At 54.1% G+C, this 12275-nt stretch carries 11 protein-coding genes; 3 read left to right on the forward strand and 8 right to left on the reverse strand.

Annotated elements, in window-relative coordinates:
* Window position 1: 1 nt before the first annotated feature.
* The 7 genes from pstA to Z948_RS0116235 form a co-directional block, all read right to left on the reverse strand.
* Window positions 2–1336 carry a phosphate ABC transporter permease PstA gene (gene pstA / locus Z948_RS0116205; protein WP_025060596.1) on the reverse strand — a complete coding sequence of 445 codons (1335 nt, stop codon included), beginning with the start codon at window positions 1334–1336 and terminating at the stop codon, window positions 2–4.
* Window positions 1333–2844 (reverse strand): phosphate ABC transporter permease subunit PstC, encoded by a 1512-nt coding sequence (gene pstC / locus Z948_RS0116210; protein WP_037952347.1) that lies wholly within the window; start codon window positions 2842–2844, stop codon window positions 1333–1335. The genes pstA and pstC overlap by 4 nt, the downstream gene beginning before the upstream one ends.
* Before the next feature lie 80 nt (window positions 2845–2924).
* Entirely contained in the window at window positions 2925–3980 is a 1056-nt protein-coding gene (locus tag Z948_RS0116215) for a substrate-binding domain-containing protein (RefSeq protein WP_025060598.1), read from the reverse strand.
* 130 nt (window positions 3981–4110) lie between these two features.
* Complete coding sequence (locus tag Z948_RS0116220; protein ID WP_025060599.1) at window positions 4111–5166, reverse strand: sensor histidine kinase; 1056 nt, start codon at window positions 5164–5166, stop codon at window positions 4111–4113.
* A gap of 4 nt (window positions 5167–5170) precedes the next feature.
* Window positions 5171–5692, reverse strand: a complete 522-nt coding sequence (locus tag Z948_RS0116225) for a gamma carbonic anhydrase family protein (protein WP_025060600.1) — start codon at window positions 5690–5692, stop codon at window positions 5171–5173.
* Window positions 5689–6330, reverse strand: coding sequence for a guanylate kinase (gene gmk / locus Z948_RS0116230; RefSeq protein WP_025060601.1), 642 nt, complete (start codon window positions 6328–6330; stop codon window positions 5689–5691). Before gmk ends, Z948_RS0116225 begins: the two co-directional genes overlap by 4 nt.
* 3 nt (window positions 6331–6333) lie before the next feature.
* The gene (locus tag Z948_RS0116235) at window positions 6334–7224 is read right to left on the reverse strand and encodes a YicC/YloC family endoribonuclease (RefSeq protein ID WP_025060602.1); all 891 of its coding nucleotides are present in this window, start codon (window positions 7222–7224) and stop codon (window positions 6334–6336) included.
* Window positions 7225–7542: 318 nt separating this feature from the next.
* Between Z948_RS0116235 and Z948_RS0116240 the strand changes: the two genes are divergently transcribed.
* Window positions 7543–8211 (forward strand): PAS domain-containing protein, encoded by a 669-nt coding sequence (locus Z948_RS0116240; protein ID WP_245604588.1) that lies wholly within the window; start codon window positions 7543–7545, stop codon window positions 8209–8211.
* Between the two features lie 37 nt (window positions 8212–8248).
* Here the strand turns inward: Z948_RS0116240 and Z948_RS0116245 are convergent, their stop codons facing one another.
* Complete coding sequence (locus tag Z948_RS0116245; protein WP_025060604.1) at window positions 8249–9619, reverse strand: class II 3-deoxy-7-phosphoheptulonate synthase; 1371 nt, start codon at window positions 9617–9619, stop codon at window positions 8249–8251.
* A gap of 185 nt (window positions 9620–9804) precedes the next feature.
* Here Z948_RS0116245 and Z948_RS0116250 point away from each other — a divergent pair, with 185 nt between their 5' ends.
* The gene (locus Z948_RS0116250) at window positions 9805–10809 is read left to right on the forward strand and encodes a GlxA family transcriptional regulator (protein WP_025060605.1); all 1005 of its coding nucleotides are present in this window, start codon (window positions 9805–9807) and stop codon (window positions 10807–10809) included.
* 189 nt (window positions 10810–10998) lie between these two features.
* Window positions 10999–12192 (forward strand): ABC transporter substrate-binding protein, encoded by a 1194-nt coding sequence (locus Z948_RS0116255; protein ID WP_025060606.1) that lies wholly within the window; start codon window positions 10999–11001, stop codon window positions 12190–12192.
* The last annotated feature ends 83 nt before the right edge of the window (window positions 12193–12275 follow it).

The raw sequence follows: 12275 nt of genomic DNA on the forward strand, positions 1-12275 counted from the left end.
CTTACCAGCGGCGCTCAAAGCGGCGGCGTAATAGGACTGCGATTGTGTTCATGGTGATCAGGAAGACCAGCAAGATGATGATGCCGCCCCATGCGCGCTCATAAAAGGCAGGGTCGGCGCGTTTGGCCCATTCATAAATCTGCGCCGGCATGGCCGAGTTCGGGCTCATCAAGCCCTCAGAGATGCTCTCGGGGCCGTTGGAGGCGATAAAGCCAACCATACCGATCAGCAGCAAAGGCGCGGTTTCACCCAAAGCCTGCGCCAGACCAATGATGGTGCCTGTCAGAATACCAGGGGCTGCCAGAGGCAAAACATGGTGAAAGACAGATTGCATTTTCGACGCGCCAACACCCAAGGCCGCATCCCGAATGGAGGGCGGAACGGATTTTAGCGAAGCGCGGGTGGAAATGATGATCGTTGGCAAGGTCATCAACGTCAGGACCAATCCCCCAACCAGCGGCGCCGAGTTCGGCAGGTGCATATAGTTGATGAAAACCGCCAGACCAAGGATACCAAACACAATTGATGGCACCGCAGCAAGGTTTGAGATATTCACTTCGATGATATCGGTGATCCAGTTCTTGGGGGCGAATTCTTCTAGGTAGATCGACGCGGCCACACCGATGGGTAACGCCAATGCCAATACAACCAGCATCATAAACAGCGAGCCAACCATCGACACCCCGATACCAGCCGCCTCGGGACGGGCATCTGAGGCATCAGCACCTGTGATAAAGGCGAGGTTGAACTTTTTCTCCAACTGGCCAGAGGCCAATAGCTGATCAACAAGGTCCAGCTGCGCGGGGTTGATGTTTTTATCTCGGCCAATGCTTTCACGCGTTACACGACCCTTTAAATAGCCATCCACGCGGCCAGAGGCGAGAAAATCAAACGAAACCGTCTGACCGATCAGGTTGGGGTCGGCGATGACGGCGTTGCGCATTTGCGCTTCGGCACCTTTGGACAGGATGCCCGCCATCTTCTTTGGTTTCAGGTCTGTCTCGACTGTGCCGTTTGTGACCAGCTGTTCAAAGGCATTGGACAGCAGGGGTTTATAGCCAAAGGTGGATACCTTTTTGATATCGGCGATGTCGCGGTTGCCCTTTTTGTCGATTTTGGCCTCATCCAGCGTGACTTCCAATGTCAGATAAGTCTGCTGGAACGCGCCAGAACCGCGGCTGATGATATTGGTCAACAGGATCAGCAACATCAGGACACCGACACCAATCGCGATCAGGCCATAGGCCTTGAACCTTGCTTCGGCGCGGTTGCGTTTTGTTGTGCGTTTGTCCTGCGTCAACAGCGATGACGTTGAGATATGTGTACTGTCGGTCATTCGTATTGTTCCCGATATTTGCGGACAATGTAGAGGGCCACGATGTTAAGCCCCAATGTCAGAACGAAAAGCGTAAGCCCCAGAGCAAAGGCAACCAGCGTTTCCGGGCTGGCAAAGTCTGTATCACCCGTGAGCTGGCTCACGATGCGGGTGGTGATGGTTGTCATGGCTTCAAACGGGTTGCCCGAAATCCGCGCAATGGCCCCTGCCCCCAAAACAACAATCATGGTTTCACCAATGGCGCGGGAGGCGGCCAATAGGATCGCCCCTACGATACCGGGCAAAGCGGCGGGCAAGACAACCTGACGCACCGTCTCAGACGGGGTGGCGCCAAGGCCATAGGAGCCATCGCGCAGGGATTGCGGGACCGCGTTGATGATGTCATCGCTCAGCGAAGAGACAAAGGGGATCAACATGATGCCCATCACCAGACCAGCCGTCATAACCGCCGTGGCCCCCGACATCAGCGCATCACCGTCGCGCAGGCCTTCCGCGCTGAGCAACCCGCCAGTGCCAAACACATCAACCAAAAAGGGCCCAACCGTTAGCAGCGCAAACAGACCGTAAACAATGGTTGGAATACCAGCGAGGATTTCCAAAAGCGGTTTGGCGATGGTGCGCAGTTTTGGCCCTGCATATTCGCTAAGGTAGATCGCCGCGAACAGGCCGATTGGCACGGCCACCAACAGGGCGATAATCGAAATATACAGCGTGCCCCAAAGCAGTGGCAAAATGGAAAGATCGCTATCGCCGCGAAAGTTCGGCGCCCAAGACCCACCAAGGAAAAAGTCCTGCCAAGGGTGGAGCGAAAAGAAATTGATGGTCTCAAACAACATGGACAAAACGATGCCCAAGGTTGTCAAGATCGCCAAGGAAGCCGCCGTGACCAGCAGCGCCATGACACCGCGTTCAACAATATTGCGCGCGCGAAAATCGGGATCGGCCGAGCGGATCGCAATGCCAGCCCCCACCAAAGCCAGTGCAATCACCGCTATCGCGCGGATAACATCCCAGCGCGCATCAAGTTTGCGGGCCTGTTCGGCTGCGGCTAGGACATAGGGTTCCACCTCTGATCCAAGAGCAACGCCAACACCGGCAAGTGTATCGCGCAGGCTGGATGGATCGGCCTTTAACGCGTCAATGGCGGCGGCATCCAAAACACCTTGGGAAATCGCAGTATCCAACCCATCCGCAACGCGGGCAACGTCACTCATCACCAATGAGGTCGTACCAGCGCTTTGCGTAACTTCGGCAGGAAGCAGCGGCAGGACAGAGTTCTGGATCATCATCGGCTGCGCCAGCAACCAAATCACCATGACACCCAGCGCAGGAATGCCCGCGAACATCGCAGCTGTCATTCCGTAGTAGTTCGGCAGCGAATGCAGCACACGCGCATCCCCTCCTGCCCGCGCCATCGCGCGTTTACGTGCCAAGACATATCCGATGACTGCAATCGCAAGCACAATCAGAACCAGTGTCGTTGGGTCACCTAGAAAGGAAAGGGGCATAACCGCTCCGCTATTGGTCTTCAGAAGTAAGGGGCCGCTTGGAAAAGCAGCCCCTTATTGGTCATTTCGTTAGCACCGGCTTAGGAGCCGCCGCCCATTACTGCTTCTTCGGAAACCGAGGTTTGTGTCGCTTCCAGCTCTGGGTCGGAGACGAGGCCGTATTCAGCCAATGGGCCGTCTGGGCCAGCGATCTCGTCCGCGACGAAGAATTCAGCATAGTCCTTCAGACCAGGAACAACGCCGATGTGCGCCTTTTTCACGTAGAAGAACAGCGGGCGGGATACAGGGTATTCGCCGGTTGCGATGCTCTCGGTGGACGGCACGATGTCAGACATTGTTGCAACTTGCAGCTTGTCTGTGTTGTTTTCGTAGAAAGCCAGACCAAACACGCCGATGCCGTCTTTGTTGCTTTCGATGCGGGCCAGTGTTTCTGTGTAGTCACCGTCGATGTCTACGGATTTGCCATCTGTGCGCAGGGAAATACAGGCTTTCTCAGCTGCTTTATGCTTGGCTTTGTCTGTGTCGCCTTCGGCAGCTGCAAGGAAGACGTCGAAATCGCCGCTTTCTTCACAACCCGCAAGGATCACTTTGTCTTCAAACACTTCGCGTGTGCCGTGCTTTGTGCCAGGAACAAACGCTTGGATTGGCTGTGCTGGGAAGGCTGGATTTACTTCGTTCCATGTGGTGTATGGGTTCGCAACGACCTTGCCGTCCATAACGACGTTGTCGGAAACCGCTTTGTACCAGTCAACCGGTGTGAAGGCGAAGCTTTCGCCATTGATGTCAGAGGCAAACACGATGCCATCATAACCGATGCGCACTTCGATGATGTCTGTAACGCCATTCTCGGCACAGGCTTTGATCTCTTTTTCTTTGATCTTGCGCGATGCGTTTGCAACGTCGATGGTGTTTTCGCCTACACCTTCGCAGAAACGCTTCAGACCAGCAGAAGAGCCGCCAGATTCAACAACAGGTGTTGGGAAGTCAAAGTTTTCGCCAAACGCTTCAGCAACGATGGAAGCATATGGAAGAACGGTGGAAGAACCGGCAACCTGAACCTGATCGCGTGCAGCAGCGGCTGTTGCGGATACTGCGGCAATGGCCAGAGCGGAAGTTGTGAGTTTTACGAAAGACATCAAAGTCTCCTGTCAGCAGATAATTTCGATCACCCCATGGTGACTTGTGTGCGTTCTAAAAGTGCCGTGCTGAGCTTTTGTGACAGTAGTGTTACAGTTTCATGACAATGGCCGATTTGACGCAAAATTTTCAGACCGAATTTCGCGCCTGTTCTAACGGTAATAACACAATGAATTCAGACCCTTCACCGAGTTTTGATTGCACCTTCAACCGCCCGCGATGACGGTTAAGGATATGTTTCACAATCGCAAGGCCCAGCCCCGTACCCCCGATTTCGCGGCTTCGGTGGCTGTCCACACGGTAGAATCGTTCGGTGAGGCGCGGAAGATGTTGTTGATCTATTCCCAAACCTTCGTCGCGCACGCTGACGACCACACCAGATGCGCGGAATGCGTTAACACGATCACGCTTTTCAAGGGTCACATAGACGTTCCGATCCCGCCCGCCGTATTTGATCGCGTTCTCGATGAGATTGGTGAAGACCTGAAGCAATTGATCCATATCCGCAGCCAGCATCACAGGATCTTCGGGGAGGTCTACGACAAAAGATACGTTTGCCTCGGTCGCTAGCGGGGTGAGGCTGCGAATTGTACTGGCGACAATCCCAACGATATCAACCTGAGTAACAGGTCGAACCCTCTCATCTGCTTCTACGCGGCTGAGCGATAGCAAATCCCCCACCAGACGGTTCATCCGTTCGGTTTCTGCCTGCATAATCCCCAAAAACCTCTCGCGGGCTGGGGCGTCGTTGCGGGCTGGGCCCTGAAGGGTTTCAATAAAGCCCATCACCGCAGTCAGGGGCGTGCGTAACTCGTGGCTGACGTTGGCGACAAAGTCGCGGCGCATCTGGCCTGCGGCGGTGACCATGGTGATGTCTTGAAACGTCACCAGCGCGATACCGGTATTCTCAACCAAGCTGACGGAAACGGTATAGGTTGTATCATTGCTGCCCTCTCGGGTCAGGTAGGTCGCTGTTGTCGGGCCAGTGCCCTTTAGGCACCGCTCAACCGCTTCGACAACAGAGGGCTGGCGCAGAACGGTGATGAAATGCCCGCCTTTGGCAGGCACCCCCAACAGCTTTTGAGCGGCGGCATTTAACGCGATGATTTGCTCGCTTTGCGAAATCGCAAGAGAGGGGAGCGGCATCGCCGCGATCAAATTACTGACGGGCAATGACGCGCTCATGATTTTAAATCTCTTTCAGATCTTTGGCGAAACGTGCTGCGTTTTGCTGATAATGCAGCGCGCTCATGGTTAGGCCTTGGATGGCGGCTTCGTCCAATGTCCTGACAACTTTACCAGGGCTGCCCATGACAAGGCTGCCGTCCGGTATGACCTTGTTTTCCGTAATCAAAGCCCCTGCCCCGATCAGGCAATTCTTGCCGATCTTGGCGCCGTTCAGGATGGTCGCGCCCATACCAATCAATGAATTATCTTCAATCGTGCAGCCATGCAGCATCACCTTATGCCCGATGGTACAATTGGTGCCGATGGTCAGCGGATAGCCGATATCCGTATGGAAAACGCAGTTTTCCTGCACGTTTGACCCCTCGCCGACGGTGATGCGTTCATTATCTCCGCGCAAAGTACAGCCAAACCAAACTGACGATTTCTCGGCCAGTTCAACATTGCCAATCACATTGGCATCGGGCGCAACCCATGCCGAAGGGGCAACCTGTGGCGAAATATCTGCTAGGGCATAAAGGGTCATACCAAATCCTCGAATTGAGATTGTAGATCGCGGGCGATTTCGCTCAGCTGGGGTTGCTGGGTGCGCTTCAACCGCTCGGCGGCGATGATGGTTTTCAACTTTTCTTCGGTTGAATCCAGATCATCGTTTACCAGAACATAGTCGTAACCATCCCAATGGCTGATCTCGTCCCAGCTTTTTTGCATGCGTTTAGAAATGGTTTCGCTGTCGTCCTGTCCACGGCTGACCAACCTGCGGTGCAATTCGCTGATCGAGGGCGGCAGGATGAAGATCGACAGGGTATACAGCCCCAAAGGAGAATTGCGGATCTGCTGGGCACCTTGCCAGTCGATGTCAAACAACACATCGCGCCCCTCGTTGATGCTCTTTTCAACCGGCCCTTTGGGAGAGCCGTAAAAATTGCCAAAAACATGGGCATGTTCCAGCATTTCGTTTTCCACCACCCATTTGCGGAATGTTTCTTCGGTGGTGAAACGGTAATCGGTACCATCCACTTCGCCCTCACGGGGTTTGCGCGTGGTTGCTGACACCGAAAAACTAAGCGTGTCATCCCATTTCATCAGACGTTTCGCCAACGTCGATTTACCTGCCCCCGAAGGAGAGGAAAGAATAATCAATAGGCCCCGCCGGTTGGTCATGGGTTACTCCACATTTTGTACTTGTTCACGAAGTTGGTCGATAACAGCCTTAAGAGCCAATCCAACCCGCGTCAGATCACTGCTTTGGGCTTTGGCGCAAAGCGTGTTGGCCTCGCGGTTGAACTCTTGCATCAGGAAATCCAGTTTGCGGCCAATTGGCCCGTCTTGGTTCAGCAATTCATGGGCTGCGGCCACATGGGCGCCGAGGCGATCAATCTCTTCGGTAATATCCGCCTTTACCGCAATCAGCGCCAGTTCGGCGGCGATCCGGTCGGGTTCGATCCCGTCGACATTGTCCATCACCCGCGACAAGTTGCGTTTTAGGGCCTGCGCGGATTGCTCGGCGCGGTCTTGGGCCAGCTTTTCGGCCTCTTGGGTGAGGTTTTGAATGTCGGCCAATTGTTCGCGCATCACCTTTTCCAAGGCCGCCCCCTCAGAGGCCCGCATCGCGTTGAAATCATCCAGCACGTCTTTGAATTCGGCAAGCAGCGCGGCGGCAAGTGCTTCGTTGTCATCTTCGACAACGGCCTGTTCCAGAACCCCGCGCATGGTCACAATGTCGGTGGCTTTGGAGGGGGCCAGTGACACACCAGCGTCCATTGCCGCCGTTTCAATCTGCCCCAAAGCTTCTAGCACTGTAGAAAGTTGGGTTTCGTTCACCGCAAGGCCGCCGCCGCCTTCTTCGCGGTTAACCCGCAGGCCCAATGTCACATTGCCCCGTGCGATGCCCCCACTCATTGATTTGCGCAATCCTGCCTCAAGACCCGGAATCCAATCAGGCACCCTGATCCTAAGATCCAGCCCCTTGCCGTTCACAGCCCGCAGCTCCCAACTCCAGCTATGTGGGGAGAGCGCACCAGATTTTGCAGCGAAACCCGTCATCGACTTTATCATCTCTGCATCCTTTACGGCCATTCATCTGGGTTTTTGCATAGGTGTTTTTCCCCCTGACCTGCAAGCCCCAGAAACCCATAATCATCTCGACTAGGGGCGCGGATGTTAACCTTTCTTCAAAAAAGCCATCAAAATTGTTCTGGAATATGTTAGAGACAATTAAGAGCAAGATTTCGTCAGAATGGCGCTAAAGGCTAGGAAGCAGGCCTGATTTTGAAATAACAGGGCGCATATGCCCCGTTTTTTTGAATGTAACGCATAACAAATACGAGAGCCTTCATGGACAACCAAAGTAAAAATCAGCAGAATGTTATTCTCATGTCTGATTATCAGCCACATTGCGGATACGCGCCACTTTCGGTTGTCGAAGCCTATTGGGAAGCGCTGCGTGCGGGGCGGCAAATGCCCAAACGCGCCGAGATCGACCCACGGGGCATTGAAACCGCTTTGGAATATGCGTTTATTCTGGAACGGGTCGCGCCGGGTGTTGCCCGTATGCGCGTTGCGGGGTCTCACCTTCATGATGTGATGGGAATGGAACCGCGCGGCATGCCCCTTACTGCGTTTTTTGAAAAAGACGCGCGCATCCGGATTGCGGGGCTGCTGGAAGAGGTGTTTCAAACCCCCTGCTCTACCGAGGTGCAGATGGTTTCCACATTCCGGCAAGGTATCCCGCAATTGAATGCACGAATGGTTCTTTTGCCGCTGAAAAGCGACCTTGGCGATGTGAGCCGCATTTTGGGGTGTTTTGTCTCCCACGGAGAGCTGACAGATGCGCCAAACCGTTTTGAAATCAGCGATATCAGCCTGAGAAAGCTCGACGGTACGCCACTGGATTCACCCGTACCCGCAGAGCCAGAAATCGAAGGGTTTTCCGAGCCAAGCGCGCCGTTTGAGGCCGCACCAATGGAAATGAACCCCGAAGAAGCCGATACAGCAGGATCGCCAAAGCGCCCACCCTATCTGAGATTGGTTAAATCTGATTAAGCGGGGCAAGGCGTTTCCGCCTCACCCCTTTGCTTTCTTAAACCGCTGCTTTGATTGCTGCCGCTTCGCGACGTGCTGTCAATTCCTCGGCGACGAGGAAGGCCAGTTCCAAGGACTGGCTGGCATTCAAGCGCGGATCACAGGCTGTGTGGTAGCGATCTGAAAGATCTTCATCAGATACGGCACGAACCCCGCCTGTGCATTCAGTAACGTCCTGACCAGTCATTTCAAAATGCACACCGCCAGGGACAGTGCCTTCGGCGGCATGGACGCTAAAGAACTCGCGCACTTCACGTAGGACGCTTTCGAAGGGGCGTGTTTTATAACCCGACGAGGATTTGATGGTGTTGCCGTGCATCGCATCACAGGTCCAAACCACATTTGCGCCCTCTTCCTGTACCGCCTTGATCAGCCGTGGCAGGTGATCCCCAACAGAACCAGCGCCAAAGCGGGCGATGAGGGTCAGGCGACCTTCTTCGTTTTCTGGGTTCAGCTTGGCCATCAGTTTCTTGAGGTCATCTGCTTCCATCGTTGGGCCGCATTTCAGGCCAATCGGGTTTTGAACACCAGAAGCAAATTCGACATGCGCCCCGTCTGGCTGGCGTGTCCGATCCCCAATCCAGATCATATGGCCAGAACCTGCCAGCCATTTGCCTGTTTCAGCTTCCTGACGGCACAGCGCCTCTTCATACTCCAGCAAAAGTGACTCGTGGCTGGTGTAGAATTCAACCGATTGCAGCGTATGGGAGGTTTCAGGGGAAACGCCCGCCGCATTCATAAAGTCTAGCGTGTCGGAAATACGGGCCGCCAGATCGCGGTATTTCGCGGCCTTTTCACCATCGGTAAAGCCAAGCGTCCAACCATGGACCTTGCGCACATCCGCATAGCCACCTGTTGAAAAGGCGCGCAGCAGGTTCAATGTCGCGGCGGCTTGTGTATAGGCGCGCATCATATTGTCGGGGTTCGGGATACGTGCCTCTGGCGTGAATGCCAGATCGTTGATGATATCACCACGATAGCTGGGTAGTTCGACCCCATCGACCGTTTCCGTATTCGCCGAACGGGGTTTGGCGAATTGACCCGCCATGCGGCCCACTTTGATCACAGGCACCTTGGCGCCATAGGTCAAAACAACGGCCATTTGCAACATCACCTTAAAGGTGTCGCGGATCATGTCGGATGAGAATTGCTCAAAGCTTTCGGCGCAATCGCCGCCCTGCAATAAAAACGCCTCACCACGGCCAGCCGCAGCCAAATGGTCACGCAAACGGCGTGCTTCGCCTGCAAACACCAAAAGTGGATAACGTGACAATTGCTCTTCGACTGCTTTAAGGGCCGCCTGATCTGGATAATCGGGCATTTGAATCCGTGGCATGTTGCGCCAGCTTGATTTGCTCCAGGTCGTCATGTCTTTCGCTCCGGTCTATGGTGTTGCGCGCGAATTGTTGGCGCAAACTATGATTAGGAATGTCTATATACTAAACCAGCATCTGCAAGACCATATCGGATTTCACTGCTTGACGTTGCTTTTATCCTCATGGCCTACTAACGAACTGTTTGTTTGAACGCACCGTATAAAATGGATTCGCGCCTATGGCTCAAACTCTCTCCGCGCAACGGATACCAACAAACCCCGACAAACCCCGTCGCTTTGTGTTTGTGTTGCTCGATAACTTTAGTTTGCTGTGTTTTTCTACAGCAGTAGAGAGTTTGCGTATCGCTAATCGTATGGCTGGGCGTCAGTTGTATGAATGGGAGCTCATCGGCGAAGGTGGCGAACAGGCCGCCTGTTCGGCTGGAACTGTTTTCCAACTAGACCGCGATCTGGTTGAGATGGGCCGCGATGACACGGTGTTAGTTTGCTCTGGCATTGACGTTCAAAAGGCCACCACCAAAAAGATTCTTTCATGGCTGCGTCGTGAGGCCCGCAAAGGGTTGGTCATTGGTGGCCTGTGCACGGGTGCCTATTGCCTTGCAAAGGCGGGGTTGCTGGACGGGAAACGCGCCACCATCCACTGGGAGAACCAAGACAGCTTTAGCGAAGAGTTTGACGAGGTTACGCTGACAAAATCGGTTTTTGTTGTGGATAACAACAGGATGACAACCGCAGGTGGGACTTCGTCGATCGATCTGATGCTCAAGATTATTGCCGAGGATCAGGACGAGGATCTGGCCAATGCTGTTGCAGACCAGCTTATTTATAACTCTATCCGAACCGATCAGGACACCCAGCGGCTGAGTGTTCCAACACGTATTGGGGTGCGCCACCCCAAGCTGAGCCAAGTCATCCAGATTATGGAAAGCAACATCGAAGAACCGATCAGCCCGTCGATTTTGGCGCAAGATGTTGGCATGTCTACCCGCCAGCTAGAGCGGCTGTTTCGCCGCTATCTCAACCGATCGCCCAAGCGTTATTATATGGAGCTGCGCCTGCAAAAGGCGCGGAATTTGCTCATGCAGACGGATATGAGCGTAATTAACGTCGCGTTAGCCTGCGGTTTTGCCTCGCCTTCGCATTTCTCAAAGTGCTATCGCGCCCATTATGATACCACACCCTACCGAGAGCGGGGCAGCCATGCAGCGCGGTTATCAATCTAGAGGTTGAAATCCACGTGCGAGCTGGTCCGCCTGTAGGTATTTTTACTGAGAGCTATGGCGAGACTTGTCTTTTTGCCTGATAATTAGTCGCAATTCGGTCGATTTCACTAGGAAATTTACCCTTCTCTTTTCTGTTTCGCCAGACTAGGCTTTTTCGCAGAACACTATGTTCCAACAAGGGAGAAACACATGAAAAAGATGCTTATGGCCACAACGGCTGCAGCACTGGTGGCAACGGGCGCATTCGCCGATGGTCACGCAAAAGAAGTTAAACTGGGGATCATCTTTGGTTTCACAGGCCCAATTGAATCACTGACAGGCCCAATGGCCTCTGGTGCCGAAGTGGCCATCAACGAAGTATCCGAAAGCGGCATGCTGCTGGATGGTGCTAAAGTAACCGCAATGCGCGTTGACTCGGGCTGTATCGATAACGGTCTGGCTGTGTCCAACGCTGAACGCCTGATCGCCGATGGCGTGAGCGGCATTGTTGGTGCTGACTGTTCCGGTGTAACCGGCGCTGTTTTGCAAAACGTTGCTATTCCAAACGGTATGGTCATGATCTCGCCTTCCGCGACATCTCCGGGCCTGACAACCATGGAAGACAACGGCCTGTTCTTCCGTACCTCCCCATCTGACGCACGCGAAGGTCAGGTTATGGCGGAAATCCTGCAAGAGCGTGGCGTGAAATCAATCGCTTTGACCTATACCAACAACGACTACGGTAAAGGTTTGGCAGACGCGATCGAGACATCGTTCAAGGGTCTTGGCGGCGAAGTCACAATCGTAGCGGCGCATGAAGACGGCAAAGCAGACTACTCTGCCGAAGTTGGCGCACTGGCATCTGCTGGCGGCGACATTCTGGTTGTTGCTGGCTACCTTGACCAAGGTGGTGCTGGCATCATCAAAGCAGCACTAGACGCTGGCGCATGGGAGCAGTTCGGCCTGCCAGGCGGCATGATCGGTGACGCATTGCCAGAAAACATCGGCCCAGACCTGAACGGCTCTTACGGCCAGATTGCTGGTTCCGAAGGTGAAGGCATCGAGAAATTTGTTGAAATGGCAAAAGCCGCAGATTTCGACGGCTCCTCCCCCTACACACCAGAAAGCTATGACGCAGCAGCGCTGCTGATGCTGGCGATGCAGGCGGCAGGTTCCATGGACCCAGCTGACTATAAGGACAAGGTTCTTGATGTTGCAAACGCACCGGGCGAGAAAATCTATCCTGGTGATCTGGCAAAAGCGCTGGAGCTGATCAAAGCGGGCAAAGACGTTGATTTCGTTGGTGCATCCGCGGTTGAGCTGATCGGACCAGGTGAATCTGCGGGTAACTACCGTATGATCGAAGTTCAGGATGGCAAAAACGCTACCGTCGGTTTCAAATAAACCAACCGCCCCAAAACGGGCATGATCATGAAACAGCCCGAGGAAAAAATCCTCGGGCTGTTTTCACAAACATTGGCCCGCAC

Source organism: Sulfitobacter donghicola DSW-25 = KCTC 12864 = JCM 14565, from assembly GCF_000622405.1.
GTDB classification, from domain to species: Bacteria; Pseudomonadota; Alphaproteobacteria; order Rhodobacterales; family Rhodobacteraceae; genus Sulfitobacter; species Sulfitobacter donghicola.